The sequence below is a fragment of the Acidimicrobiales bacterium genome, assembly GCA_025455885.1.
In the GTDB taxonomy this organism is placed as follows: Bacteria; Actinomycetota; Acidimicrobiia; order Acidimicrobiales; family Acidimicrobilacustridaceae; genus Rhabdothermincola_A.
The window spans coordinates 55,389-80,117 of record JALOLR010000006.1; the positions used below are offsets into that span (position 1 = coordinate 55,389).

The following is a 24,729-nucleotide window of genomic DNA, read 5'->3' on the forward strand; positions in this document are numbered from 1 at the left end:
GTCGCCCGCCGGGGGAACCGGTGCCGGAGGCTCGGTAGGATCCGCCGATGACGTCGTCGGAGCCGACCGGGCCGGAGGTGGTGGCGGGCCTCGAGGGTGTGGCCCGGGCGGCGTCGGCTCTGCGGGCCGGCGGCTTGGTCGCGTTCCCCACCGAGACCGTCTACGGGCTGGGAGCGGACGCGGCGGCCCCCGCCGCGGTCGCCCGCATCTACGAGGTGAAGGGTCGTCCGGTGGACCACCCCCTCATCGTCCACCTCGGCGACGCCGACCTCCTCGACGCCTACGCGGAGCACGTGCCGCCGGCGGCGCGCCTGCTGGCCGACGCGTTCTGGCCGGGGCCTCTCACCCTCCTGTTGTGGCGGAGCCCGAAGGTGGTCGACGCCGTGACCGGCGGGCGACCCACGGTCGGGTTGCGGGTGCCCGACCACCCGGTGGCGCGGCTCCTGCTGGAGGAGTTCGGTGGCGGCGTGGCCGCGCCCTCGGCCAACCGGTTCGGGCGGGTGAGCCCCACGACGGCGGCAGACGTGGTCGCCGAGCTCGGGGACGGTGTCGACCTGGTGCTCGACGGCGGCCCGTGCGCGGTCGGCGTGGAGTCGACGATCGTCGATCTCACCGGTGATGAGCCGCTCGTGCTCCGTCCCGGCGGTGTGAGCGGTGAACGCCTGGGCGACGTGCTCGGGCGTGAGCCGGAGCGGGCGGCGGCGGCGCGCGTCGGGACCGTGGAGGCCCGCGCTCCGGGGATGCTGCCCGCCCACTATGCGCCTCGCGCCCGGGTCGTGCTCGCCGATGTCGATGCGGTCGTGGCCGTGCTCACCGAGCACCTCGCCGGGACGGGGCCAGGGGGTCGTCCGCCCATCGTCGGGCTGCTGGCCCCTCGCGCCGTCGACGGCGTCCCCGCCGAGGTCGTCGTGCTCGAGCCCGCCGGTGCTCCGGAGGAGTACGCCCGGCTCCTCTACGGACGGATGCGCCAGGCCGACCGGCTGGGTGTCCAGGTCCTGGTCTGCGTGCCGCCTCCCGACGTCGGGATCGGTGTGGCCGTCATCGACCGGCTTCGGCGGGCGAGCGCCGCGCCGGGCTGACGGCGCCAGGGCTCAGGCCGACACGTTCACGGTGCGGGTGTGCCACCCGGTGGCGCCGTCGGGATCGACGCGGCTGCGCTCACCGGGCTGGGTCTCGCCGGTGCCGTCGGTGGCCCGCACCCTGACGGTGTGCCGTCCGGGCGCGGCGTCCCAGACGTGGACCCACTGCCGCCAGACGTCGTCGTTCCCGCCCGGGCCGAGCTCGGCCTCGATCCAGGCGCCGTCGTCGATCTGGACCTCGACCCTGCGGATGCCGCGGGTGGGGGCCCACGCCACGCCGGCCAGGGCCACGGGGCCGGCCGGCGGGTCGCCGCCGGGCCGGGGGACGTCGATGCGCGACTGGGTCTTCACGGGGGCCTCCTTGGCCCAGCCCCTGGGGATCCAGTACGCGTCGAAGTCGTCCCATCCGGTGAGCTCGATGGTCGTCAGCCACTTGGTGGCCGAGACATAGCCATAGAGGCCCGCCACCACGAGGCGCGCCGGGAAACCGTGGCGGACGGGGAGCGGCTCGCCGTTCATGCCCACGGCCACCATCGCCTGGCGGCCGTCGAGGGCGACCTCGGTCGGGAAGCCCACCGTGAACCCGTCGACCGAGCGCCCGACGAGTTGCGCGGCGCCCTCGGGGACGGCGCCGGGCCGAAGCCCGGCGCGCTCGAGGATCGTCGTCAGAGGGACCCCTTGCCAGACCGCCGTCCCCACCAGGTCCCCGCCGACCTCGTTGCTGACGCAGGCGATGGTCACGGGGGCCTCGACCATCGGCAGGGCGAGGAGCTCGTCGAAGGTGAGGCGGTACGGGTCGACGTCGTCGCCCTTGATCTCGAGCGCCCACCCCGACGGGTCGACCTGGGGCACGACCAGGGCGGTGTCGATGCGGTAGAAGCGGTCGTTGGGGGTGATCAGGGGGGTGAGGCCCTCCACGGAGAGGGAGCCGGCCGCGGGCGCGGCCGCAGGGCCGACGGTCGTCGGGGCGGCCGAGGGCGGTGGCGTCACGGGGGGCAGCGTCACGGTCGAGCGGGCCAGCTCGGCGCTCGAGGACCCCGCCCAGGACCGGGTCCCGATCGCCGTGAGCCCTGCGAACGCGGCCGCGGCGCCCGTCCATGCGAAGAAGGCGCGGCGGTCGCCGCTCGCCCTTCCCGGGACCTCGACGACGGTTCCGTCGTCGCCGCCGACCGGGGGACCGGCCGCGGGTCGCCGGACCGTCGCGGCCGTCGTCGCCATCGGGAGCGGGCCGCCCGATGTCAGCACGCCGAGGAGCAGGCGCAGGGTCGCCCATCCGGCGACCGCCGCCACGGTGGCCGCCGCGAGCGCGCCACCCCCCGACGACCCGGGGTCGGCCATTCCGGCCAGGGCACCGAGGAGGCCGGCGGCGGCGAACGCGGCGGCGGCGATCCAGGGCCGGCGGACGGACGCGCCACCCACCACGGCGCCGACGGCGAGGACGACGACGACGATGCTGGTCAGGAGCACGGCCTTGTCGTTGGTCCCGAAGGCCTCGATGGCGGCTTTGACGATGCCGCCGGAGGCCCGGTCGACGACCTGCGTGCCCACCGAGGCGACGAGCGACTCGGCGCCGGTCAGGCCGGTGACGATCTCGGCGACTGCGAGCGACACCGCGGCGGCGACCGCTCCGGCGAGGCGGGGCAGCCACGGCGAGGGTCGTGGGGCGTGGTCCAACGGGATCTCCGGTGACGGTGGTCGGGCCCGCACGTGTCGTTGCGGGCCTCGGTGGATGGTACGGAGCGACCGCGGGGTACGGATCGGCGGGCGGTATTCGTTCGGGACTGTTTCGTTTCGCGGGGCCCGACCACCGCTCCCTACCGACCGGTAGGTAGGCTACGTTTCGATCATCCCGACGCAGGTCCAGAAGGGCATCTCCCAGAGAGGTATCGCCCAGAAAGGCATCGTGTGGAGTCTCCCCCCCTCTCGCTGATCGACGACCCGGCCCAGGGCGCCACCGTCCTGCCCAAGGTCACCGCACCGTTCGAGCGCACCCCCGAGGAGCACGTCAACTGGCGCTCGTCGATCCCGTTCCTGCTCGTCCACGTCCTCGCCGTCGCCGGCACCGTCTGGTTCGGGGTCACCCCCGAGGCGCTGGTGCTCTTCGTCGTGGTGGTCTGGGGTCGCATGTTCTTCATCACCGGCGGCTACCACCGGTACTTCGCCCACCGCACCTACCGCACCAGTCGGGCCTTCCAGCTCGTCCTCGCCGTCGGGGGGGCCACCTCGGCGCAGAAGGGGCCGCTGTGGTGGGCGGGGCACCACCGCAACCACCACCGTTACAGCGACACCGAGCTCGACATCCACTCGCCGTTGCGGGGCTTCTGGTGGAGCCACGTGGGCTGGATACTGTGCGACCGCTACGACGACATCCCCCACGAGCGGATCCGCGACTTCGCCAAGTACCCCGAGCTGCGCTTCGTCGACAAGTGGAACGGGCTGTTCCCCTGGCTGCTCGCCATCACCTGCACGCTCGTCGCCGGCTGGTCCGGGCTCTTCTTCTCCTTCATGCTCGGCACGGTGGTGCTCTGGCACTCGACGTTCCTGGTGAACAGCCTCGCCCACGTGATGGGACGTCGCCGGTTCGTCACCGACGACACCAGCCGCAACAACTGGTTCATCTCGGTGCTCACCCTCGGCGAGGGATGGCACAACAACCACCACCACTACCAGGCGTCGGCCCGCAACGGCTTCTTCTGGTGGGAGCTCGACGTCACCTGGTACATCCTGAAGGCCCTCAGCTGGGTCGGCATCGTCCGGGACCTCAAGGTGCCCAGCGGCCAGGTGCTCGCGTCCGACCGGATCGCCAACGGCAACTTCGACGTCGGCATGTTCAAGTACCACTGGGCCCGCGCCCAGGCGGAGGTGGCCAGGGTGCGGGTGGACGACCGGATCGACGCGGCCGCCACGGCCACCGATGCGGAGCTGACCGGACAGCGCGACGCGCTCGAGCTCGCGCTCGAGACCGAGAAGGTGGCCGTGGACCGCGACCTGCACGCCGCGGTGGCCGACGCCGAGGCGCTCGCCGGCGTGACCCGACGCAGCCAGCAGACCTTCCCGGCCGGACGTCGCTAGCGCGACGACTCGATCGGCCCCGGGCTGGGTACGGTGCTCTCCATGTCCGGCGCACCGATGCGATCCGACGTCACCGGCGGTGACGCCGCCCGTGTGAGGGCCGATCGCGCCTACGTGGTCCTGGGCAGGCTGTTGCCGATCGCGGTGGGGGCGGTCCGAGTCGTGCGCATCTACACCGTGGCGGTGGCGCTCGCCGCGGTCGTCGTCGTCGCCGCCATCGGGCTCGTCGTCCGGCCCTCCTCCCTCGTCGACGCGCTGGCCGGGCTCGTCGTCGCGGGCGTCGTCGCGGCACCGGTGATGGTGCTCTGGCTCTTCGGCTCCGCGCTGCGCGAGGTGGTCGAGCTCCCGGGGCGCATCGGGTCGGTGCCCGAGTTGGCCCGGCGGCACGGCACGGATCTCGTCGAGGTCGCCCGGGCGGCGCAGCTCCGGGGCGGCCCCACCCGCGTTCGGCCGGGGGATGCCTGGCGCGCCGGTCGGCTCATGCTCGCCGCCCGCCGCGACCTGCCGGGCTACGGCGCGGCGCTCACCCTCGTCAGCCCCACCTTCCTCCTCCTGTCGCTGGCCTCGGCACTGGCCGGCCTCTGGTACCTGGTGCTGGCCCTGCCCCTCGTCGGCGGAGCGCTCGCGCTCACCTCCACCTGACCGCGTCCCGGCACGGGGCGCGGTCACCTGGCCTAGGTTCCCCTCATGGACCAACCCTGGAGCGTCGCTCTCGTGACCGGGGCGTCGAGCGGCATCGGTGAAGCGGTCGCCCGCGAGCTCGCCGCACGGCGGGTGCCCACGCTGGTCGTGACCGCCCGAAGAGCCGATCCTCTCGCCCGTCTCGCCGACGAGCTCGCCGCCGCCCACGGCACGAAGGTGGACGTGGTGGCGGCGGACCTCGCCGACGCCGCGGGCCGCGCCGCCGTCGCCGAGCGACTCGCCGCCACCGACGTACCGGTCGACCTCCTCGTCAACAACGCCGGGTTCGGCACCTCCGGCCCCTTCGCCGAGCTCGATCCCGAGGCCGAGGAGCGCATGGTGGCGGTGAACGTCGTGGCCCTCCAGCAGCTCACCCGGGCCGCGCTCCCGGGCATGCTCGAGCGGGGGAGGGGCTCGGTGCTCAACATCGCCTCGATCGCCAGCCTCGTCCCCATGCCGACCATGGCCACCTACGCGGCCACGAAGGCCTTCGTGGCCAGCTTCAGCGAGTCCCTCCACGAGGAGACCCGGGGGACCGGGGTCTCGGTGTCGGCGGCCCTCGTCGGGTTCACCCGCACGGAGTTCGCCGGGCACCTCCCGGAGGGCTCCGGAGCCGACGGGCTCCCCGGCTTCGTCTGGATGACGCCCGAGGACGTGGCCCGTGACGCCGTCGACGGCGCCCAGCGGGGTCAGGCGCTGGTGGTCCCCGGTGTCGGCTACCGGGTGGCGACCGCAGCGATCGCGCCGGTCCCCCGGACGGTTCGTCGCCGGGCCGTCGGGATGCTCCGGTCGATCATCGGCTGAGGGTCCCGGGTCCGCCTCGTCAGAGCAGCGCGCCGTGGAACCGCAGCTTGTCGAGCTGGTGCACCGCGTTGACGAGGCGGACCGTCCCGGACTTCGACCGCATCACGAGGGACTGGGTGGTCGCGCCCCGGGCGTCGACGTGGACGCCCTTCAACAGCTCCCCGTCGGTGATCCCCGTGGCCGCGAAGAAGCAGTTGTCGCCGGCCACGAGGTCGTCGGTACCGAGGACCCGGTCGAGGTCGTAGCCGGCGGCGACGGCGGCGGCGCGCTCGGTGTCGTCACGCGGCCACAGCCGACCTTGGAGCTCGCCGCCCATGCACTTGAGGGCGGCGGCGGCGATGACGCCCTCGGGCGTGCCGCCGATGCCGAACAGGATGTCGGCGCCCGAGTCGAGCCATGCGGTGGAGATGGCCCCGGCGACGTCGCCGTCGGGGATGAGCCGGATCCGCGCGCCCGCGTCACGGACCTCGGCGATCAGGTCGTCGTGGCGATCGCGTTCGAGGATCACGACGGTGACCTCGGAGACGTCGACCCGTTTGGTGCGCGCCACCGCCCGGAGGTTCTCGGAGGGGCTGAGTGAGATGTCGACCACCCCGACGAGGCTGGGCCCGACGGCGATCTTCTCCATGTAGACGCACGGTCCGGGGTCGAACATCGTGCCCTGCTCGGAGAGGGCGATGACGGCCAGCGCGTTGCCGCGGCCCTTGGCCGTCAGCGTCGTTCCGTCGATGGGGTCGACGGCGATGTCGACCGACGGCGGCGATCCGTCGCCGATCCGCTCGCCGTTGTAGAGCATCGGGGCCTCGTCCTTCTCGCCTTCGCCGATGACGACGACACCGTCCATCGGCACGGTCCCGAGCACCAGGCGCATGGCGTCGACCGCCGCACCGTCGGCGCCCTCCTTGTCGCCCCGCCCCATCCAGCGGGCGGCGGCGAGCGCCGCGGCCTCCGTGACCCTCACCAGGTCGAGGGCGACGTTGCGGTCCGGCGTCTCTCGCTCGTCAGTCATTCCTCCAGACTACTTCTGGGCCGGCGGGGCCGATCCGTTCCGGCCCCTGGTCGGCGCCGGCCGTCACGCCGACGCGAGACTGCGGCGATGGACGACGACCGCGACGATCCCGCCGACCACGACGATCCCGCCGACGGACGGGGCGACGGGACCGAACGGCGCGACGCCGCCGAGGTCGGCGAGGACCGAACGGAGTTCGCCCTCGACGAGTGGTCGGTCGAGGACCGCGAGCTGCTCGATCGGCTCGTCGTCGGTGAGGGGATCGCCCACGTGTGGCAGGGCGCGACGATCGTGGTTCCGGCCGGCGCGCAGTTCGTGGTCGACGAGCTCATCGATGCCGTCGAGTCCGGCGCGGTGGCCGATCCGTCGCTCTTCCCCGCCGCCGACGAGGGCGAGGACGATCCCGAGTGGGACGGGCTCGACGACGACGTCGACGCCCAGGAGCTCCTCGGGGGCGTGTTCCTCGCCGCCGATCGGCTCCGACGCCGGGCCTCGGACCCGGAGGGCGTGCTCGCCCTCGTCGACCTCTCGGCGACGATGGCGTCGATGCGCCTGCCCTTCGGCTTCGACCCCGTCGTCTGGGACGACCTGGTCCGGGCGGCGACGGGGCTCGCCGCGGCGCTCACCGCTGAACCGGGCAGCGACGGTGACGTCGGCGACGAGCGGGTCGAAGAGCTCGCCGACGAGCTCCGGGCCCGGCTGAGGCCGCTCGTCTGAGCGCCGGTAGCCTCGGGCCCGTGGTGGTCCTGGCCGACTTCGAGATCTACTGCTCGCGTCCCCACGCGCCCACCCGTCGAGTGGCGCTGGGCGAGATGGATCTCCCGTGCGAGCCGGCGCCCGGGTTCGGTGGCGTGCTCCTGGCCGGGGTGGTGGCCGAGCACGTGCCGGGCATCGATCCCGACCACATCCCCGACATCAAGCGCCTCACCCTCGAGCTGGAGCAGGGTCGGCCGATCCCGCAGCCGCGGTTGCGCCACCGGTTGCAGGTCGACACGGTCGGCCTGTCGTCCGTGCGCCACCGCCTCATGGGCGACGGCGAGCGGCTCTGGTTCGACTTCGGCGACAGCGGCGCACCGGAGCAACAGGTGCTCGGCGCGATCTACGCCGCCGGGACGCTCGACGCCCACGTCCTCCCGAGTGTGATGGCGTCGCTGCGTCGGGCCACCAAGTGGGTCGGACCCGTCGGCGACGACTTCATCGCCGTCGTCGCGGGCGGGAAGCGGGGGGTGTCGTTCGGTCGCGCCGCGGTGGAGAACCCCACGGCGTGGGCGATGAGCGTCATGGGCTTCGAGGCAGGAGGCATCGCCACCGCCGTGGCGGCGCCGCCGGTGGGCGACGTGATCCGTCGCTACCGGGCACTGCTGCGCGAGGCCCATCCCGACCACGGCGCGGAGAACGACGGCGCGGCCCAGCGCATCGCCGACCTCGCCGAGGCGCGGCGCATCCTCACCGGTCGCTGATCGCCACGCCGAGTGCCCGGCCGTCCTCGTGCCCGGCGTCGCCCCACCGACCCGTCCGGTACGGTGCGCGACGATGCCCTCGCTCGATCGTCCCCGCCTCGGCGACGTGCCCCGGGCCGCTCCCGCGGTGGTGGCCGAGCACCGTGCCTCGGGGTGGTGGGGCGACGCCACCCTCGGGGACGCGTTGGCCGCCAACGCCGTCGGTCGGCCGCACGACCGGGCGTTCGTCACCGTCGACCGCTCCGTCTCGTGGGGTGAGCTCGAGCGGTCCGTGACGGTGCTGGCCGAGGTGCTGGCCGGACTCGGTCTCGACCGCGGCGACCGGGTCGCCGTCGTCCTCCCCGACACCGACCTGGTCCACGTGGCGCTGCACGCCCTTCCCCGCGCCGGGCTCGTGGCCATGGGGATCGGCACCCGGGCCGGCGACGCCGAGGTGGCTCACCTGGCGGCCCGTTCCGGGGCGCGGGCGCTGGTGACGACGGCCGCCCTGCGGGGGCGTCCCGCCGACGACCTGGTCGACGCCGTCGCTGCGCTCGGCCACCGCGTCGAGCACCTCGTGGTGATCCCCGACGAGCCGTGTGTGGTCGGCGATCAGGTCCTCGTCGACGGACGTCCCGGCCCCGTCGGCGTGCTCGACCCGGGTCTCGAGCTCGGCCCCGACGAGCTGTTCCTGCTCAACTCGACCTCGGGGACGACCGGTCTGCCGAAGTGCGTGATGCACACCCAGAACCGGTGGATCGCCTACCACCGCCTGGCCGTGCGCGCCGGCGGCTTCGGGGACGACGAGGTGTTCATGAGCCTCCTCCCGGCGCCGTTCGGGTTCGGGCTCTGGACCTCCCACTTCACGCCGACGCTGCTGGCCAGCCCGACGGTCGTGATGGAGCGCTTCGACGCCGACCTCGCCCTCGATCTCGTCGAGCGGGAGCGGGTCACCGTGCTGTGCTGCGTCAGCACGCAGTTCATCATGCTGCTCAACGCCCAGGCCGAGCGTCCCCGCGACCTCTCCTCGTTGCGGTCGATGTTCACCGGTGGCGAGGCCGTGCCCTTCGAGCGGGCCGCCGAGTTCGAGCGCGAGACCGGCGCCGCGGTGTTGCAGTTCTACGGCTCCAACGAGACCGGTGCGCTGAGCGGCACGACCGTCGCCGACGATCGTGACGTTCGTCTGCGCACCGCCGGGCGGATCATCGACGAGATGCACGTCCGGCTCTTCGACCCCGACGACGGCTCCGACATCACCGGATCGGGCCGACCGGGGCGACCGGGGTGTCGGGGGCCCGTCACGTGCCTCGGGTACTGGGCGGACGACGAGGCGAACGCCGCGCTGTTCACCGACGACGGGTGGATGCTGATGGGCGACATCGTGGAGATCGACCCGGAGGGCGTGCTCACCGTGGTGGGGCGCACCTCGGACTTCGTGATCCGCGGCGGCAAGAACATCAGTGCACCGGCGGTGGAGGCCGAGATCGGGACCCACCCGGCGGTGGCGATGGTCGCGGTGGTGGCCTGGCCGGACCCGGTGTTCGGCGAGCGGGTGTGCGCGTACGTGGAGGTACGGCCCGGGCACGCCGTCGAGCTCGACGGGATCACCGATCACCTGCGCCGGCGGGGTGTGTCGCGGGAGTGGTGGCCCGAACGGCTCGTCGTGGTCGACGAGCTCCCCCGCTCGTCGGGGGGCAAGGTCGCGAAGGGGGAGCTGCGGGTCGACGCCGAGCGCCGCGCCGCCGCCGAGGCGGTGAGCCCGTGACCCCGGGGGTGGCGCCCGGGGCCATGCTGCTGGCCCCCGGCGCGGGCGCGGATCGCGATCACCACACCCTCGTCGCCCTCGAGGAGGGCCTGGTGCCGCTCCCCGTCCGACGGATGGACTTCCCGTACCGCAAGGCCGGGCGCAAGGCCCCCGACCGCGCGCCGGTGGCGGTGGCGGCGGTCGTGGAGGAGGCCGCCCGTGCCGTCGGCGACGCCGGCGTCGATCCCGCCCGGCTCGTCCTCGGCGGTCGGTCCTTCGGTGGACGCATGTGCTCGATGGCGGTCGCCGAGGGCCTGCCGGCGGCGGGGCTGGTGCTGTTGAGCTACCCGCTCCACCCGCCGGGCAAGCCCGACAAGCTCCGCGTGGAGCACTTCGGGGGCCTCCACCTCCCGTGCCTGTTCGTGAGCGGGGAGAAGGACCCGTTCGGTTCGCCGGACGAGCTCGAGGCCGCCGCCGCGGCCGTGCCCGGTCCGGTCACCTTCGCGTGGCTCCCCGGGGGCCACGACCCGCGCAACGCCGACGAGGCGATCGTGGCTGTCGTGGCCGACTGGCTGGGCGCGTGGGCCTGAGCCCGCGGCGCCGGTGGGGTGGGCTCCTCAGTAGCCCATGTGCTTGCGGAACTCCTGGCCGACGACCATCGACTGGCCCATCCGGCTCACCCACTCCTTCACCGCGGCGGCGAACGTCGCCGGGTCGAAGCCCTGCTCCCCGGCGATCTCGGCCATGCCCTCCTCGGTGGTCACGCCGCGCTCCTGGGCGATCTTGGCCACGGCGGCGTACTCGGCGATGCCGATGCCGTTGACGGGCTGGAGCATCGGGTCGTCGGCGTCGAGCGGCGCCGAGGACGGTCCGCCCATCGCCGCAGGGTCGACGGGCAGCCCGGCGATGCCGATCTGGCCCTCGGCCGGGGCCTGGGTGGCGTGCTGCTGGGCGAACTGCTGAGCCGCCGCGGCCTGCCCGAGCCCCGCTTCGGCCTGGTCCATCCCGTCCTTGACCTTCTTGAACAACCCCATGAGACTCCCCCTCGGTTCGCCGACCGTCGACGCGGCCAGGCTAAGGACGGTCGGCCCGAGGGGCAAGGGGTCAGGGTGGGCATCTTCGACGACATGAACCGGCTGAAGAAGCAGAGCGACGACCTCGCCGCGGCGTCGGGCCGTCCGACGACGTTCACCGGCAAGCTCGGGCAACTCCCGGACGACCTCCGCAACGCGGCCGACCAGGCCGAGTGGGCTCGCACCCAACAGCAGCAGGCCGCCGAGGGCAGCGGGGACGACCTCGTCGGGGGCACACCCGGGGTGGCCGTCCTCCACGGTCACCGGGCGACGGCCGGGATGGTCGGCTTCCAGCCCGTGAGCGTCCTCGACCTCGAGATCCGCCTCCCCGGCGCCGAGCCGTACCGTTTGGCGGCGACCGTGGTGGTGCCGTACCAGCACCTGGTGCTCATGACCGCCGGCCGCGAGCTCCCGGTGCGCGTCGACCCGGCCGACCGGACGCGGATCGCGGTCGACTGGCCCTGACCGGCGTCGCGACGCGCCTGGCGCAGGGGAGGAGGTCGGTCAGCCCGGGGGGGTGGTGAGCACGGGGCCGGCCCCGGTGAGCGCCCTCGCCTCGTCGTTGGCAGCCGAGTAGGTCGCCGTCTCGCGCATCTCCCGGTTGACGTACATGCGCAGGTCGTCGCTCTGGCGAGCCGCCACGAGCAGGCTGGTCAGGTCGCCGTTCGTCCAGTCGACCCGCGACGCCGCCTCACGCGTGAGGTTGAGCTGGGTCACCGGGCTGGGCTCGGGCGACGGGTCGACCTCGGGTAGCGGTTCCTGGCAGATGTCGTAGGAGTCGAGCCCCGACCATCGGGCGAACACGTCGGGCGTCACCAGCGCCGACAGCGTCCACGCCGCCTCGGCGTACTCCTCGGCGGTGCGACCGGCGATCGGTTCGACGTAGAGGGCGAGGTGGCGCCCGTCGGGCGAGGGCTCGTAGCGCCCTCCGCTGAGGTCGATCAGGGCCCCCCGCGTCAGGGTGAGCCCCATCGTGGCCAACGCCTCGTCGTAGACCTCGCGGATCGACGAGAGGTCCTGGGGGGGCAGCTCCTGGTCGGCAGCGATGGGGGGGAGCAGCTCGGCGGCGGCGGCGATGGTGGCCGCCGGCCCGGTGAGCGTGGTGGCGGGCGCGGCGTCGTCGCCCGAGCTGGTGCAGGCGCCGAGCGCCAGCCCGGCCACGAGGAGGGCGGGGACCGCCAACCGCTTCAGGCGATCACCTCGACGGGCACGCCGAGCGGGAGGATCTTCGACAGCTCGGTGATGTCGGCGTTGCTCATCCGGATGCACCCGTTGCTGACCTGCTGGCCGATGAACTGGGGTTGGTTGGTGCCGTGGATGCCCAGCTGGCCGGGACCGCCGTTGAAGGTCTGGTGGACCTCGGAGAACCCCGAGAGCCCGTAGGCGTAGGGTCCGTAGACGCCGCCCGGGTCCGGGGTCTGGACGAGCTCGGTGATGTAGTAGAGCCCGCCCGGGGTGGGCGTGTTGTCGGCGGCCACCGCGATGGGGATCTCCTTCATCACCTCTCCGTCCTTGAGGACGGTGAGCTGGAAGTTCCCGAGGTCCGCCTTGATGCGGTAGGGGTTCGAGAGGAGGGTCACGTCGGCTCGCCGCACCCAGCCGGAGGAGCCGTTGGGACGCATGGGCAGGTACACCTCGACCCACTCGCAGTCCTCGGCGACGGGGGCGTCCTTGACGAGGAAGACGAGGTCGACAGCCGCGTTCGGGTCGTCGTTGATGAGCCGCGGGTTGGTCATGGTCCGGGTGGGCTCGGGGGCGCCCGGGCTGTCGTAGATCGGGAGCTCGCCGGGGTTCGCGGCGGTGGCGGTGAAGCTCTGGGCCTCGGTCGTCGGGACCCCACACCCCGGCGGGAGCGTGGTGGTGGTGGCGACCGTCGTCGGGGTCGAGGCGGCGGTCGTCGTGACCGGAGCGGTGCTGGCGCTCGACCCGCCGCAGGCGGCGAGCACGAGGGCCGTCGCCACGGCGAGGGCGGTGACACGGATGCGCATGGGGGTGAACGCTACCGGCCGGAACGGACGCTCCGGGGCGCGCGCGGGGCCGGTGCGGGCCGGGCCACGACGTCAGAGACGATCGCCCGGATTGATGTCCTCGAGCTCGCGATGGGCCGTCTCCGGGTAGAGCGTCGCGACGAGGACGACGAGGACCAGCGGCCCGAGGGCGAGCAGGGCGATGGCCGGACCGAGGGATCCCATGGCGTCGGCCAGCCACCCGGCGGCGAGCAGGCCGACGCTGCTCCCGGCGACGGCGACGACCTGGAGGCCACCGTTGGCCCGCCCGCGTTGGGAGGTCGGGAAGAGCTCCGGGCCGTAGACGCCCAGCGCGGGGATGGCCATCGCCCCCACCACCGAGCCGAGCACCGACGCCGCCCACAGGGGCCACCCCCAGACCAGGTAGGTGAGGACGGTGAACGCCACACCCCCGGTGACGCCGATGATCCCGATGAGCCGTCGACCGCGGCGTTCGGCGACCCGGCCGCCGGCGACGACGCCGATGCCGCCGGGGGTGTTGGTGAGCAGCACGAACAACGTGATCTGGATCCCGGAGAAGTCGCGCTCGGTGCGCAGGTACTCGTTCAGGAACTGCGAGGCGGGGGCGATGAAGAGGCTCCAGCAGAACCCGGCGACGGCGAGGAGCGCGAAGCGCGACCAGTCGAAGCCCGGCGTCGCCGGCACCGGAGGATGGGTGACGGCGGAGGCGTCGCCCGGCGCGGCCGGGCGGGGTCCGATGTGGTGGAGCTCGAACCGCCGGGTCTCGGGCAGCAGTCGTCCCACCCGCACGACGGGAACCAGGGCGAGCAGCGGCACCAGGTAGATGCCTCGCCAGGCCCCCGGGCTGACGTCGACGTACACGAGGTTCCCCACGCAGATCCCCGCGCCGAGCGCCGCGGCCATCGCCAGCACCGAGACGGCGAAGGCCCTCGCTCCCGAGGGCATCTCCTCGACGGCGATCACGGCGATGAGGATCGCGGCCACCGTCGAGAGGGCCCGGGCGACGGTCTGGGTCGTCCCGAGCCACACCATCCCGGGGGCGACGGCACCGGTGGCGGTGACCACGCACCCGCCGATGACGGCGGCGAGGAGCACCACGCGGCGACCGCGACGGTCGGCGATCGACACGATGACGAGGGAGAGCAGCACGCCGATGCGGACCCCGGCGAGGAGCGTGCCCTGCTGGACCGTCGTGGCGTCGAACTGCGCAGCGGCGTAGGTGATGGTCTGGGTGATCACGGTGCCGAGGTAGCCCGCCACCAGGGCGAGCACACCGAGGATGGCCAGCACCGTCGAGGCCCGGGCATCGAGCACCTCGGGGGGCGCCCACCAGGGCGGCGAACCCGGGGGCGTCGCCCCTCGCCGGAGGCGTCCCCGCAGCGCCCAGGAGAACGCCGCCCCCCAGACGGGGACGGCGAGGCGGTAGCGCACGGTCTCCACGACCGTCGGCCCGCGGCCGACGCGGTCGCTGTCGGCCTCCACGGCCACCGAGCGCTCCCACTCGTGGAACGGCCCGGTGCCGAGCGTGAAGTGCCGGGTCCCGTCCTCGTCGACGTGGTCGAGCACCTCGTCCACCACGTCGCCGCGGGGCTGTTGCCAGTCCGCCACGCCGTCGGGGTCGACCGGGAAGCGGTTCACCACGACGGTCACGGGCTTCGCTCTCCACTCTGGCTCGGTGGCTCCCGACCGCGGCGCCGGCGGGGCCGGCAGCGAGGCGGGGACGGGAGACGGCCATACTGGGCCGTCGTGGACCGCATCATCGTGCATCGCAGCGGACCGCTGTCGGGGACCGTGCCCATCGGGGGCGCCAAGAACTCCGTGCTGAAGCTCATGGCGGCCACGACGCTGGCCGAGGGCCGCTACGTGCTGCGCAACGTGCCGGCCATCAGCGACGTCGACTGCATGGTCGACCTGCTGCGCTCGATGGGGATGGACGCAGGGCGTTCGGGCGCCGACGAGCTGGTCATCGAGCACCGGCCCGGGCTGGTTCCCGAGGCCCCCTACGAGCTGGTCGAGGCGATGCGGGCCTCGATCGTGGTCATGGGGCCGCTGGTGGCGCGCTTCGGGCGGGCCCGGGTGGCGATGCCGGGCGGGGACGACTTCGGCCCCCGTCCGATCGACATGCACGTCCGGGCCCTGGAGCAGCTCGGGGCCACCTTCGAGTCGGCGCACGGCTACATCGAGGCCCGGGCCGAGTGCCTGGTCGGCACCCGTCTGCTCCTCGAGTTCCCGAGCGTGGGGGCCACCGAGAACGCGCTCATGGCCGCGGTCCTCGCCGAAGGGACCACCGTCATCGACAACGCGGCGCGCGAGCCCGAGATCGCCGACCTCGCGACGTTCCTCGTGGCCATGGGAGCCCGGATCGAGGGTGCCGGGACCTCGACGATCCGGATCGACGGCGTCGACGCGCTGCACGCCGCCGACCACACCGTGGTCCCGGACCGGATCGAGGCCGCCACGTTCCTCGCCGCCGTCGGGGTCGCCGGTGGCGAGATCACGCTCGCCGGTGCCCGGGCCGATCACATGGACATGCTGATCGCCAAGCTCGCCGAGATGGGGATGCGGATCGAGCCGACGGACGGCGGTCTGAGCGCGTCGGCCCCCGACCGGCTCCGGGCCGTCGACGTCGCCACGCTGCCCTACCCGGGGGTGGCCACCGACTACAAGCCGCTCCTCGTGGCCGTGCTCGCCACCTCCGACGGGGTCGGGATCGTCACCGAGAACCTCTTCGCGGGGCGCTTCCGCTACGTCGACGAGCTGGTGCGGATGGGTGCCGACATCCGGACGGAGGGCCACCACGCCGTCGTCCGGGGGGTGCCCGAGCTGTCGGGCGCCCCGGTCCGGGCGCCCGACATCCGCGCCGGGGCGGCGCTCGTCGTCGCGGGCCTGCGCGCCGAGGGGGAGACGATCGTGGCCGGTGCCGACCACATCGATCGCGGCTACGAGCACTTCGTCGCCAAGTTGCGCGGCATCGGTGCCGAGGTGGAACGGGGCTGACGGCCGACCCGGGTGGCCGGCGGGGTGGCTCGGTCGGCGGGCGTCCCTAGACTGCGCTCGTGCGCGAGCAGGTCGAGAAGGTCATCACGGTCATCCGTCCGGCCATCCAGGCCGACAACGGCGACGTCATCCTCCACGAGGTCGACGAGGCCACCGGTGTCGTGACCGTCGAGCTGATCGGCGCCTGCGTCACCTGCCCCGCCTCCACCGTGACCCTGAAGGCGGGGCTCGAGCGGATCCTCAAGGACCGGGTGCCCGGGGTGACCGAGGTGGTGAACTCCGGCGAGACGGCCCACGAGATCGGCGAGACCGCCGTCACGCTGTAGGTCGACCGGGTGCACCGGGCCTCGGCCGCCCACTCCTAGGCTCCGGCCGTGACCACCTCCCGGACCGACGAGCCCGCCGTGCTGCTGGCCAGCGCCCGGTCGGGGAACCGGGGATCGTTGGCCCGGCTGCTCTCCATGGTCGAACAAGGTGGTGAGTCCGCCCACGCCGTCGGCCGGGTCGTGCACGCCGAGGGCGGTGCGGCGACCACCATCGGGCTCACCGGTTCCCCGGGTGCCGGGAAGTCGACGCTGACCGCCGCGCTGCTGGCCGAGGCACGGGCCGCGGGGGAGCGGGTGGCGGTCCTGGCCGTCGATCCGTCATCGCCGTTCACCGGTGGGGCGATCCTCGGTGACCGGGTGCGGATGGACGCCCACGCCCTCGATCCGGGCGTGTACATCCGGTCGATGGCGACCCGTGGGCACCTGGGTGGGCTGTCGCTGGCCGCGCCCGAGGCGATCCGGGTGCTCGACGCCGCCGGTTGGCCGTGGATCGTGCTCGAGACCGTCGGGGTCGGCCAGGTGGAGGTCGAGGTGGCCGGCGAGGCCGACACGACCGTCGTCGTGGTGAACCCGGGGTGGGGTGACGCCGTGCAGGCCAACAAGGCCGGCCTCCTGGAGATCGCCGACGTCTTCGTGATCAACAAGGCCGACCGTCCCGGTGCCGCCGACACCCGCCGCGATCTCGAGTCGATGCTCTCGTTGACCGACGGTGGGCGGGCCGGCGCGGCGCCGGGGTGGCGGCCTCCGATCGTGGAGACGGTGGCGACGGTCGGCCAAGGAGCGGCGGAGCTCTGGGCGACGGTCCGCCGCCACCAGGAGTGGGCCGCCGCGTCGGGGGCGCGCCAGGCGCGTCGGGGGCAACGCCTCACCGCGGAGCTGCACCGCATCCTCGCCGCCCGGCTCATGGCCCGGGCCACCGAGCTCGGGTCCGGCGCGTCGTTCGTGGAGCTGCTCGACGACGTGATCGCCCACCGCCTCGACCCGTGGTCGGCGGCCGATCGGCTGCTCGACGACCTCTGATCCGGCCGCGCCGACCGCGCGCCGTGGTGCGGGGCTGGGCCGAACGGACCGATTCGTGGGTCGCGGCTGCGGTGCCCTTGTCGGAGGGTCGGTCGTTGTCTACGGTCGGCCCCGGCGGTTCGGGCGCGGCGGCTCCTGATCCACGAGCGGGAAGGCGAGGAGAACAATGGGTGATCACGCGCGTCGACGCGCCCGTCGAGGGGGCGCGACCGAGACGTCCGGTCGGTGGCGGTCGGGGCGGTCGCGACGGCGGGGAGGTGGGCCGGTCTCGGTCGGCGTCGTGATCGTCGCGGCCGGCCTCGTGGCGGCCGCCTGTGGCACAGGGTCGACGGCCCCCCTGCCGCCGATGGCCGACGAGGCCGTCTCGACCGCTGCGCCCCCGACGAGCGCGCCGGCCACGACCACGACGAGCCCGCCGCCCCTGTCCGACGAGGACCAGGTCGCCGAGCTCTACCGCCGGTTCTGGATGGTCGCGATCGATGCAGGGAACCCGGCGGACCCGTCCTCGCCCGTGATCCCGGCGATCGCCACCGGCGCGGCGCTCGACGGGTTCCGGGCCGGACTCCAGAACTTCGCGGAGACCGGACGTTCGCTCCGCCTACCCCAACCCTCCGTCTCGGGGGTCTTCGACCTCGTCGTCACCGTCTCGGGTGACGTCGCCACCATCGACGCGTGCGTCGTCGACGACGCGATCGTCTTCGATCGGGTCAACGGCCGCACCCTGAACGATCAGGTGGCCTCGGGCCCCGTGGAGGCCGTTGCCCGTCGAACGGAGGACGGTTGGAGGATCGAGCGCAGCACCCAGCCCGTCCAGGAGTTCGGAACGGGAGGGTGCGCCCCATGATCCGTCGATCGCTCGCCTCGCTCGCAGTCTGCCTGGGCGTCGTCGGGGCGAACCTCCATCCGGGGCCGCTCACCGCGCTGCAAGGGGGGTCGCTGGGCCCTGGGGCGGGGATCGTCGGGGGGAGTCCCGAGGCGGTGGTGGTGGTCGGCGGCTCGGGGGTCGTGGCGTCGTGGGGCACGTCGACGGGCGGGCGGATCTGGACGTGCCGGTACCACGAGTGGCTCGACGGTGCCCCGATCCCGGTCGTCGGGGACGCGCCCGCCGACCCCCGCGGCGGGCGGCTCTACCTCTTCACCTGCACCGACGCCGGTGGTGAGGTCGTCGACGCGCGGCTTGTGGTGTTCGACCCGGGTGATCCCCTCGCCGGGGTGGCGGCCGCCGAGCGGGCCCGCGAGGAGGCCCGGCGTCGGTTGGTGCTGCCCGCGCCCCGCCCGGCCCTGAACCCGCCCGGCCCCCAGCTGGTCGGCCTGCCGACCTGGCTCTGGCTCGAGGGCCCCTGGGCCCCGGCGTCGGCCACGGCCGCGATCGGGGCGGTCGCCTCCACGGTCACCGCCCGGCCCGTGCGGGCCACGTGGGACATGGGCGACGGCACCGTCGTCGAGTGCGGCCCCGGGGTCCCCTTCGACCCCGCGCTGGACCTGGGGGTGCAGTCGAGCGACTGCACCCACCTCTTCATCCGCGCCAGCCGGGGCGCTCCCGGCGGCGTCTACACCGTCCGCGTGACGGTCACCCACGCCGTCGAGTGGGCGGCCAGCACCGGCGCGGGCGGGCCGCTCGGCACGCTCACCACCGAGCTGGCCCTCCCCGTCGTCGTCCAGCAGGCCCAGGCCGTCATCCGCTGAGCCGGCTCAGTCGCCGTTGCGGGCCACCAGCGCGTCGCGGATCTGGGTCAACAACTCGAGCTCGGTGGCCTCGGCCTCCTCAGCCTCGGCCTCGCGGCCCTTCCGGTAGGCCATCGCCGCGTTGGCCGCCTTGATCACCAGGAACATCGCCGCGGCGATGATCAGGAAGTTGACCAGGGCGGTGAGGAAGAGGCCGTACTGGATCTGGCCCTTGCCGAGCGAGAACGTCAGGCTGTCGAAGTTCGGCTGGCCGAACAGCGCAGCGACGAGGTTCATGAGGATGCCGTTGGCGAAGGCGCTCACCACGGCCCCGAACGCGGCGCCGATGATCACGGCGACGGCGAGGTCCATGACGTTGCCCCTCAGGATGAACTCCTTGAACTCCTTCAACATGGTGGCCTCCCGGCGAACGTCCGACCCCGAGCCGGGTGCCCGGGGCTCATCAAGGAGTCTGCTACGGGTCCCGGCGCCCGCTCGGCGACCGGTCACCGCCGGGTACTGTCGCACGCCATGTCCGAGGAACTGGTGTCCGTCGAGCGACGCGACGACGGGGTCGCGCTGGTGCAGCTCCGCAACGGCAAGGTCAACTCGATCTCGACCGCCGTGCTCGGGCGCCTCCTCGAGGTGGCCGGGGACATGACGGTGGACCCGCCTGGTGCGATCGTCCTCACCGGGAGCGATCGGATCTTCGCCGCCGGGGCCGACATCGCCGAGTTCGGCGGACCCGACGAGGCCCGCCGGATCGGCGCCCGTTGGCTCGAGACCCTGGAGGCGATCGCCGCCATCCCGCGGGTGACCATCGCCGCCATCGCCGGTCCGGCCCTCGGCGGCGGGTGCGAGCTGGCGCTGGCCTGCGACTTCCGGATCGCGTCCGAGCGGGCCAAGCTCGGCCAGCCCGAGATCCTCCTCGGCATCATCCCCGGTGGGGGCGGCACCCAGCGCCTGGCCCGCCTGCTCGGGTCGGCCCGCGCCAAGGACCTGGTCCTGTCCGGACGTCAGGTCCGTGCCGACGAGGCGCTCGCCATCGGCCTCGTCGACGAGGTGGTGGCGTCCGAGGACGTCCTCGGACGGGCGCTCGACCTCGCCGCCACCTACGCCCGAGGTCCGCTCGCCGTGCAGGCCATCGCCAAGCGGGTGATCGACGCGGGACTCGACACGTCGTTGGCCGAGGGCCTACGTCTCGAGCAGGCCGCGTTCGTCGAGGCGTTCGGCACCGAGGACGCGGCCGTCGGTGTGGCGTCGTTCCTCGAGCACGGCCCGGGACAGGCGGCTTTCACCGGTCGCTGAGCAGGTCGCCGGCCCGGTCCCCCTCGGGGTCGCGCGGTCGCGATCCGGCGCCGTCTCGGTAGCGTCGGGCCGTGACCGCCCCGACCCCGATCACGACCTGCTACCGCCACGACGACCGTCGGGCCGGGGTCTCGTGCCAGCGCTGTGGGCGTCCGATCTGCCCGAGCTGCATGAACCAGGCGTCGGTGGGGTTCCACTGCCCGGAGTGCACCCACGAGGGGGCCAAGCGGTCGCGATCGATCCGCATGCGCGACCTCGGGCCCAGCCGACCGGTCGTCACCATGGTGCTCATCGGCATCAACGTCGCCGCCTTCGTGGCCATGTCCGTCGTCGGGCGCTCGTTCATGTCGGCCGGCGGTCGGGTCTACACCGACGGCGCGCTCTTCGGGCCCCTCGTCGACCAGGGCGACTGGTACCGGGTCGTCACCGGCGGGTTCCTGCACGCCGGGCTCTTCCACCTCGGCATGAACATGCTGCTGCTGTGGCTCCTCGGTCAGATGCTCGAGCCGATGCTCGGGCGACTGCGCTTCGCCACGCTGTACATGGCCTGCCTCGTCGCCGGAAGCTTCGGGGTGCTGCTGGTCTCGCCGAACTCCCCGACCATCGGTGCCTCGGGCGCGGTGTTCGGCCTGATGGGGGCGGCCGTGGTCGCGCAGCGGCGCGAGGGGATCAACGTGTGGCGCAACGGCATCGGGGGCCTGGTCGTGGTCAACCTGATGCTCACGTTCCTCGTGCCGGGCATCAGCGTCGGCGGCCACGTCGGCGGGCTCGTCGGTGGTGTGGTGATCGGCGCCGTCGTCTTCGCTCTCGACCGGGCGACCGCCGCGCCGTGGGTGGGTGCCGCGGTCACGGTGGCCATCACGGTGGTCCTCTACGCCGGGTGCCTGTGGGCCGCCGGACAGTGGGCCAGCCCGTTGCTCGACCTCTGAGCGCCCGGCGGGCCGGCCGATCGGGGTCAGGCCCCTTCGACGATCCGCTTCAGGTTGCGCAGGTTCTTCTTCCAGATGAGCCGCAGCACCTCGCCGCCGACCGCGGCGCCGAACGGCCCCCCCATCCACCAGGGGAAGGTCAACCTCTCGGTCCAGGTGAAGCGGGTGCGCCCGCCCCGGGCCCGCTTGAGGGTGAAGACCCCGGTCCCGGTCACCATGCCGACGTGGCGCACCCCCATGGCCCGGCGGGGTTCCCACCGGGTGATCTCCATGCGGTCGGTGAGCCGGAACGGGCCCACCTTCGTGTCGCAGTCGAACGTCGTGCCCACTCCCGATGTGCTCGCCGACGTGAAGCGGATGGCGACCGCGTCCTCCATCCACTCGACGTGGTGGCCGACGTCCTTCACGACCGCCCACACGTCGCTCGGAGCGGCGTCGATCACGGTGCTCACACGGATGCCCGACATGGGTTCAGCGTACGGAGTCGGGTGCGTCCTCCGGCGGTCGGGAGGCTGCGGCTCCGCGGAGCTGGGTGGCGGCCTGCTCGGGGGCGACGATGTTGATCAGCACACCGGTCCCCGCCTCGAAGCCGGCGACGCTGGTGAGGCGGGGAAGGGCGTGCACGTGCCAGTGGAAGGGCCCGTCGGCGTGATGGGGGGCCGAGTGGGCGACGAGGTTGTACGCGACGTCGCCGACCAGCGCGGTGAGCGTCGCGAGCGCGTCGCGGAGGGCACGGCCGACGGCGACGAGGTCGCCCGGTGCAGCCTCCGCGAGGTGGGTCTCGTGGGTGCGGGGGATCACCAGCAGCTCGTAGGGCGTGGCGCTCCAGTACGGGCACAGGACGACGACCCGGTCGTCGAAGCCCACCACCCGTACCCCGGCGTCGAGCTCGGCGGTCACGGTTGCGCACAGCACGCACGCCCCGTGGCGGTGGTCGTGAGAAGCGAACCCGCGACTCTCGGCGGCCAGCTCCTCAGGGACGAAGGGGATGCCGAGCAGCTGCCCGTGGGGGTGCTCCAGCGAGGCGCCCGCCTCCCGGCCGTGGTTGACGATGACCTGGGTGTAGCGGACCCCGGCCTGGTGGGCGTGCTCCTCCATCCGGTCACGCACCGCGGCCATGGTGAGGCCGACCTGCCTGTCGTCGAGATCGGCCCAGCTGGCGTCGTGGTCCGGCGAGAACACCAGCACCTCGTGGATCCCCGTGGCCGGGGCCTGGGCGAAGAGCGGCCCGAGGTCGGTGACCGTGAAGGGCTCACGGCCCTCGAACGCCGGGTACAGGTTGGGGACCACCCGCACCAACCAGCGGCCGTCGCGGGCGTAGGTCTCCAGCGCCGGCGGGGTCTCCTCCTCGTGGCCGGGGCAGAACGGGCACGGGCGGGTCTCGGCCCCGAAGGGCTGTGACCGGGGCGCGAAGTCGCCCGGACGAGCGGCGCGTTCGACGGCGATCGCCACCCACCGGTCGGTGAGAGGGTTGAGCCGCAGTTGGCTCACGTCGCCGCCGGTCGGTACACGGTGACGTGGGTGTCGCTGTCCTCGTCGAAGGGCCGTCCGTCCCAGCCACCCCACCGTTCGGCCCGGGCGAGCCCGGCCTCGCCGGCCAACGCGTCGAGCTGGGCGGGCGTGAGGTAGCGGACGCTCCACGGGCGCAGCCGGACACCGGCGGCGGTGATCTCGACGTGCTGGCCGGTGATGGTCTGCGTGTCGGCGGTGTGCTCGGTGGCCGTCAGGACCACGCCGTCCGCGGTGACCGATCGCACGTCGAGGGAGGTGCGGGGCACGTCGCCGTCGGCGGGGACGAAGGCCTCGATGGCCAGGCCGCCCCCGGGTGCGAGGAGCCGGGCGCACTGGTCGAGGCAGCGCCGCTGGGCCTCCTCGCTGTCGAGGTTGAAGAACGTGTTGTAGGCGGCGAACACGAGGCGGAAGGCGCCGACGGCGTCGGGGCCGAGACGGGCGTCGCGTGCCGCCGGTGCGGTCTCGCCGAAGAGGTCGGACATGTCCGCCAGCAGTGGGTGGACCCGCCCGCCGCCGGGCTTCGCGGCGAGGCGCTCGAGCATGGCCGCCGAGGCGTCGACGCCGATGACCGTGAGGCCCCGGGCGGCCAGGGGGACGGCGAGGCGACCCGTTCCCACGCCGAGCTCCACCACGGGGCCGGCGCCGGCGAGCGCGGCGAGCGCCTCGACCGCGGCATCGGTGTCGAACAGCGCGCCGTACCACTCGTCGTAGACGTCGGCGAAGGCGTCGCCGTAGCGAGCGGGGTCGTGCACGGCGGACAGTCTGACCGCCCTGCCGACCCGGCCGGGGATCTCCGTCGTGGCCGTCCGCGCTCGGCTCCCCCCTAGCCTGGAAGGGCCATGTCCGCCGACGCCTCGCGCTCCTCCGCCGACCCGCCCGTGACGTACCTCGACCATGCGGCGACCACGCCGATGCGACCCGAGGCGGTCGAGGCGATGCTGCCGTTCCTCACGGAGCGCTACGCCAACCCCTCCGGCGCGCACCGCATGGCCCGCGACGCCAATCGCGCCCTCGACGACGCCCGTGACCAGTTCGCCGCCGCGCTCGGCTGCACGCCCGGCGAGGTGGTCTTCACCAGCGGTGGCACCGAGTCCGACAACCTCGCCGTGTTCGGCGCCCGCCGCCGCAGCGGGGAGGTGGGGCCCGACGGGCTGGCCGTGTGCTCGGCGATCGAGCACCACGCCGTGCTCGACGCCGTCGCCGCCCTGGGGGGGCGCACGGTGGACGTCGACCGGACCGGGACCGTCGACCTGGCCGCCCTCGCCGAGGAGCTCGACGCAGCCGCCGCCCGCCACCGGGCCGGCACCGGGCCGGCGGTTCGCCTCGTGTCGGTGATGGCGGTCAACAACGAGGTCGGCACCGTCCAGCCCCTCCCCGAGGTGGCCGAGGTCGTCCGGCGCCACGCCCCCGACGCGCTCCTGCACACCGACGCCGTCCAGGGCTTCTGCGCCCTCGACGTGGCCGCGGTGGCGTCGGTGGCCGACCTCGTCACCGTGTCCGCCCACAAGTTCGGTGGGCCGAAGGGCATCGGCGTGCTGGTCGTGCGCCCCGGGGTCGAGCTCACCGCCCGGCAGGTGGGTGGCGGCCAGGAACGTGGCCACCGGCCGGGTACCCCCGACGTCGCGGGGATCGTGGCGGCCGGCGTGGCCGCCCGTGCCACCGTCGCCGACCGCACCGCCGAGGTCGACCGGCTCGCCGAGCTCCGCGATCGCCTGGTCGAGGGCCTGCTGGCGAGCGTCCCGGACGTGGTGGAGACCGGTGTGCCCACGTCGGACGGCGCGCCCGATCGCTCCGGGCGCGCGCCCGGCATCGCCCACGTGTGCATCGGCGGTGTGGAGAGCGAGTCGCTGATCTTCCTCCTCGAGCGGGCCGGCGTGTTCGCGTCGGCGGCGTCGTCGTGCTCGAGTGGCGCGGCCCAGCCGTCCCACGTCCTCGCCGCCATGGGTGTCGAGCCGCGGGCGGCCGGCGGCGCGCTCCGCCTGTCGCTCGGGTGGTCGAGCACCGAGGCCGACGTCGACCACGCCCTCGCCGCCGTCCCCGCCGCGGTGGAGCAGCTCCGCCGCTTCGCGCTCTAGGGACGGGG

27 protein-coding genes are annotated in these 24,729 nt (G+C 73.8%); 17 read left to right on the plus strand and 10 right to left on the minus strand.

Annotated features, from left to right (window positions below; all coding sequences use genetic code 11):
* The first annotated feature begins 47 nt into the window (after positions 1 to 47).
* A complete protein-coding gene (locus tag MUE36_06455) occupies positions 48 to 1,079 on the plus strand; it encodes an L-threonylcarbamoyladenylate synthase (protein ID MCU0310565.1) in 1,032 nt (343 codons plus the stop codon).
* Between the two features lie 12 nt (positions 1,080 to 1,091).
* Here MUE36_06455 and MUE36_06460 read toward each other — a convergent pair whose 3' ends face one another.
* Positions 1,092 to 2,753, minus strand: a complete 1,662-nt coding sequence (locus MUE36_06460) for a molybdopterin-dependent oxidoreductase (protein MCU0310566.1) — start codon at positions 2,751 to 2,753, stop codon at positions 1,092 to 1,094.
* Between the two features lie 231 nt (positions 2,754 to 2,984).
* Here MUE36_06460 and MUE36_06465 point away from each other — a divergent pair, with 231 nt between their 5' ends.
* Genes MUE36_06465 through MUE36_06475 form a run of 3 tightly spaced genes read left to right on the plus strand, consistent with a single transcriptional unit; the run spans position 2,985 to position 5,636 of the window.
* Complete coding sequence (locus MUE36_06465; protein ID MCU0310567.1) at positions 2,985 to 4,151, plus strand: acyl-CoA desaturase; 1,167 nt, start codon at positions 2,985 to 2,987, stop codon at positions 4,149 to 4,151.
* Positions 4,152 to 4,193: 42 nt separating this feature from the next.
* Positions 4,194 to 4,793, plus strand: coding sequence for a hypothetical protein (locus MUE36_06470; GenBank protein ID MCU0310568.1), 600 nt, complete (start codon positions 4,194 to 4,196; stop codon positions 4,791 to 4,793).
* Positions 4,794 to 4,838: 45 nt separating this feature from the next.
* Positions 4,839 to 5,636: an SDR family oxidoreductase gene (locus MUE36_06475; GenBank protein ID MCU0310569.1), complete on the plus strand. Its 798-nt coding sequence runs from the start codon at positions 4,839 to 4,841 to the stop codon at positions 5,634 to 5,636.
* 19 nt (positions 5,637 to 5,655) lie between these two features.
* On the opposite strand, the gene glpX is transcribed toward MUE36_06475, so the two are convergent.
* Positions 5,656 to 6,645, minus strand: a complete 990-nt coding sequence (glpX, locus tag MUE36_06480; GenBank protein ID MCU0310570.1) for a class II fructose-bisphosphatase — start codon at positions 6,643 to 6,645, stop codon at positions 5,656 to 5,658.
* A gap of 87 nt (positions 6,646 to 6,732) precedes the next feature.
* Here glpX and MUE36_06485 point away from each other — a divergent pair, with 87 nt between their 5' ends.
* The 4 genes from MUE36_06485 to MUE36_06500 all read left to right on the plus strand — a co-directional run bounded on the left by MUE36_06485 (position 6,733) and on the right by MUE36_06500 (position 10,418).
* Positions 6,733 to 7,362 (plus strand): hypothetical protein, encoded by a 630-nt coding sequence (locus MUE36_06485; protein MCU0310571.1) that lies wholly within the window; start codon positions 6,733 to 6,735, stop codon positions 7,360 to 7,362.
* Between the two features lie 20 nt (positions 7,363 to 7,382).
* A complete protein-coding gene (locus MUE36_06490; protein MCU0310572.1) occupies positions 7,383 to 8,105 on the plus strand; it encodes a hypothetical protein in 723 nt (240 codons plus the stop codon).
* 73 nt (positions 8,106 to 8,178) lie between these two features.
* Positions 8,179 to 9,849 carry an acyl--CoA ligase gene (locus tag MUE36_06495; protein ID MCU0310573.1) on the plus strand — a complete coding sequence of 557 codons (1,671 nt, stop codon included), beginning with the start codon at positions 8,179 to 8,181 and terminating at the stop codon, positions 9,847 to 9,849.
* Positions 9,846 to 10,418 (plus strand): dienelactone hydrolase, encoded by a 573-nt coding sequence (locus MUE36_06500; GenBank protein MCU0310574.1) that lies wholly within the window; start codon positions 9,846 to 9,848, stop codon positions 10,416 to 10,418. Before MUE36_06495 ends, MUE36_06500 begins: the two co-directional genes overlap by 4 nt.
* Positions 10,419 to 10,445: 27 nt before the next feature.
* Here the strand turns inward: MUE36_06500 and MUE36_06505 are convergent, their stop codons facing one another.
* Complete coding sequence (locus tag MUE36_06505) at positions 10,446 to 10,862, minus strand: hypothetical protein (GenBank protein ID MCU0310575.1); 417 nt, start codon at positions 10,860 to 10,862, stop codon at positions 10,446 to 10,448.
* Between the two features lie 75 nt (positions 10,863 to 10,937).
* Here MUE36_06505 and MUE36_06510 point away from each other — a divergent pair, with 75 nt between their 5' ends.
* The gene (locus tag MUE36_06510) at positions 10,938 to 11,366 is read left to right on the plus strand and encodes a hypothetical protein (GenBank protein ID MCU0310576.1); all 429 of its coding nucleotides are present in this window, start codon (positions 10,938 to 10,940) and stop codon (positions 11,364 to 11,366) included.
* 39 nt (positions 11,367 to 11,405) lie between these two features.
* On the opposite strand, the gene MUE36_06515 is transcribed toward MUE36_06510, so the two are convergent.
* The 3 genes from MUE36_06515 to MUE36_06525 all read right to left on the minus strand — a co-directional run bounded on the left by MUE36_06515 (position 11,406) and on the right by MUE36_06525 (position 14,539).
* Positions 11,406 to 12,083: a hypothetical protein gene (locus MUE36_06515; protein ID MCU0310577.1), complete on the minus strand. Its 678-nt coding sequence runs from the start codon at positions 12,081 to 12,083 to the stop codon at positions 11,406 to 11,408.
* Positions 12,084 to 12,088: 5 nt separating this feature from the next.
* Positions 12,089 to 12,889, minus strand: coding sequence for a L,D-transpeptidase (locus tag MUE36_06520; GenBank protein ID MCU0310578.1), 801 nt, complete (start codon positions 12,887 to 12,889; stop codon positions 12,089 to 12,091).
* A 72-nt stretch (positions 12,890 to 12,961) separates the two neighbouring features.
* Complete coding sequence (locus MUE36_06525; protein MCU0310579.1) at positions 12,962 to 14,539, minus strand: MFS transporter; 1,578 nt, start codon at positions 14,537 to 14,539, stop codon at positions 12,962 to 12,964.
* Positions 14,540 to 14,635: 96 nt separating this feature from the next.
* On the opposite strand from MUE36_06525, the gene murA reads away from it, so the two are divergent.
* From murA to MUE36_06550, 5 genes are all read left to right on the plus strand, one after another.
* Positions 14,636 to 15,886 carry a UDP-N-acetylglucosamine 1-carboxyvinyltransferase gene (gene murA / locus MUE36_06530; GenBank protein MCU0310580.1) on the plus strand — a complete coding sequence of 417 codons (1,251 nt, stop codon included), beginning with the start codon at positions 14,636 to 14,638 and terminating at the stop codon, positions 15,884 to 15,886.
* A 59-nt stretch (positions 15,887 to 15,945) separates the two neighbouring features.
* A complete protein-coding gene (locus MUE36_06535; protein ID MCU0310581.1) occupies positions 15,946 to 16,212 on the plus strand; it encodes a NifU family protein in 267 nt (88 codons plus the stop codon).
* Positions 16,213 to 16,260: 48 nt separating this feature from the next.
* Positions 16,261 to 17,232, plus strand: coding sequence for a methylmalonyl Co-A mutase-associated GTPase MeaB (meaB, locus tag MUE36_06540; protein ID MCU0310582.1), 972 nt, complete (start codon positions 16,261 to 16,263; stop codon positions 17,230 to 17,232).
* A gap of 346 nt (positions 17,233 to 17,578) precedes the next feature.
* The gene (locus MUE36_06545) at positions 17,579 to 18,076 is read left to right on the plus strand and encodes a nuclear transport factor 2 family protein (protein MCU0310583.1); all 498 of its coding nucleotides are present in this window, start codon (positions 17,579 to 17,581) and stop codon (positions 18,074 to 18,076) included.
* The gene (locus MUE36_06550) at positions 18,073 to 18,918 is read left to right on the plus strand and encodes a hypothetical protein (protein MCU0310584.1); all 846 of its coding nucleotides are present in this window, start codon (positions 18,073 to 18,075) and stop codon (positions 18,916 to 18,918) included. The genes MUE36_06545 and MUE36_06550 overlap by 4 nt, the downstream gene beginning before the upstream one ends.
* Positions 18,919 to 18,924: 6 nt before the next feature.
* Here the strand turns inward: MUE36_06550 and mscL are convergent, their stop codons facing one another.
* Positions 18,925 to 19,311 carry a large conductance mechanosensitive channel protein MscL gene (gene mscL / locus MUE36_06555; protein MCU0310585.1) on the minus strand — a complete coding sequence of 129 codons (387 nt, stop codon included), beginning with the start codon at positions 19,309 to 19,311 and terminating at the stop codon, positions 18,925 to 18,927.
* A gap of 117 nt (positions 19,312 to 19,428) precedes the next feature.
* Here mscL and MUE36_06560 point away from each other — a divergent pair, with 117 nt between their 5' ends.
* Together MUE36_06560 and MUE36_06565 are read left to right on the plus strand one after the other, a co-directional pair.
* Positions 19,429 to 20,205, plus strand: a complete 777-nt coding sequence (locus MUE36_06560) for an enoyl-CoA hydratase-related protein (protein MCU0310586.1) — start codon at positions 19,429 to 19,431, stop codon at positions 20,203 to 20,205.
* A 71-nt stretch (positions 20,206 to 20,276) separates the two neighbouring features.
* Positions 20,277 to 21,134, plus strand: coding sequence for a rhomboid family intramembrane serine protease (locus MUE36_06565; protein ID MCU0310587.1), 858 nt, complete (start codon positions 20,277 to 20,279; stop codon positions 21,132 to 21,134).
* 26 nt (positions 21,135 to 21,160) lie between these two features.
* Here MUE36_06565 and MUE36_06570 read toward each other — a convergent pair whose 3' ends face one another.
* From MUE36_06570 to MUE36_06580, 3 genes are read right to left on the minus strand one after another with little or no spacing between them, the layout of a single operon-like run.
* Positions 21,161 to 21,601 (minus strand): SRPBCC family protein, encoded by a 441-nt coding sequence (locus MUE36_06570; GenBank protein MCU0310588.1) that lies wholly within the window; start codon positions 21,599 to 21,601, stop codon positions 21,161 to 21,163.
* 4 nt (positions 21,602 to 21,605) lie between these two features.
* Positions 21,606 to 22,625, minus strand: coding sequence for a galactose-1-phosphate uridylyltransferase (gene galT, locus MUE36_06575; protein ID MCU0310589.1), 1,020 nt, complete (start codon positions 22,623 to 22,625; stop codon positions 21,606 to 21,608).
* On the minus strand, positions 22,622 to 23,398 hold the full coding sequence (locus MUE36_06580; GenBank protein MCU0310590.1) for a class I SAM-dependent methyltransferase: 777 nt from the start codon (positions 23,396 to 23,398) through the stop codon (positions 22,622 to 22,624). Before MUE36_06580 ends, galT begins: the two co-directional genes overlap by 4 nt.
* A gap of 87 nt (positions 23,399 to 23,485) precedes the next feature.
* Between MUE36_06580 and MUE36_06585 the strand changes: the two genes are divergently transcribed.
* Positions 23,486 to 24,721 (plus strand): cysteine desulfurase, encoded by a 1,236-nt coding sequence (locus MUE36_06585; protein MCU0310591.1) that lies wholly within the window; start codon positions 23,486 to 23,488, stop codon positions 24,719 to 24,721.
* The last annotated feature ends 8 nt before the right edge of the window (positions 24,722 to 24,729 follow it).

Coding starts and splice junctions, on each gene's coding strand:
- MUE36_06520 (MCU0310578.1), bottom strand. CDS start 12,889: ATGCGCATCCGTGTCACCGCCCTCGCCGTGGCGACGGCCCTCGTGCTC.
- MUE36_06475 (MCU0310569.1), top strand. CDS start 4,839: ATGGACCAACCCTGGAGCGTCGCTCTCGTGACCGGGGCGTCGAGCGGC.
- mscL (MCU0310585.1), bottom strand. CDS start 19,311: ATGTTGAAGGAGTTCAAGGAGTTCATCCTGAGGGGCAACGTCATGGAC.
- glpX (MCU0310570.1), bottom strand. CDS start 6,645: ATGACTGACGAGCGAGAGACGCCGGACCGCAACGTCGCCCTCGACCTG.
- MUE36_06485 (MCU0310571.1), top strand. CDS start 6,733: ATGGACGACGACCGCGACGATCCCGCCGACCACGACGATCCCGCCGAC.
- MUE36_06550 (MCU0310584.1), top strand. CDS start 18,073: ATGATCCGTCGATCGCTCGCCTCGCTCGCAGTCTGCCTGGGCGTCGTC.
- MUE36_06585 (MCU0310591.1), top strand. CDS start 23,486: ATGTCCGCCGACGCCTCGCGCTCCTCCGCCGACCCGCCCGTGACGTAC.
- MUE36_06455 (MCU0310565.1), top strand. CDS start 48: ATGACGTCGTCGGAGCCGACCGGGCCGGAGGTGGTGGCGGGCCTCGAG.
- MUE36_06470 (MCU0310568.1), top strand. CDS start 4,194: ATGTCCGGCGCACCGATGCGATCCGACGTCACCGGCGGTGACGCCGCC.
- MUE36_06560 (MCU0310586.1), top strand. CDS start 19,429: ATGTCCGAGGAACTGGTGTCCGTCGAGCGACGCGACGACGGGGTCGCG.
- MUE36_06505 (MCU0310575.1), bottom strand. CDS start 10,862: ATGGGGTTGTTCAAGAAGGTCAAGGACGGGATGGACCAGGCCGAAGCG.
- MUE36_06495 (MCU0310573.1), top strand. CDS start 8,179: ATGCCCTCGCTCGATCGTCCCCGCCTCGGCGACGTGCCCCGGGCCGCT.
- MUE36_06570 (MCU0310588.1), bottom strand. CDS start 21,601: ATGTCGGGCATCCGTGTGAGCACCGTGATCGACGCCGCTCCGAGCGAC.
- MUE36_06545 (MCU0310583.1), top strand. CDS start 17,579: ATGGCCGACGAGGCCGTCTCGACCGCTGCGCCCCCGACGAGCGCGCCG.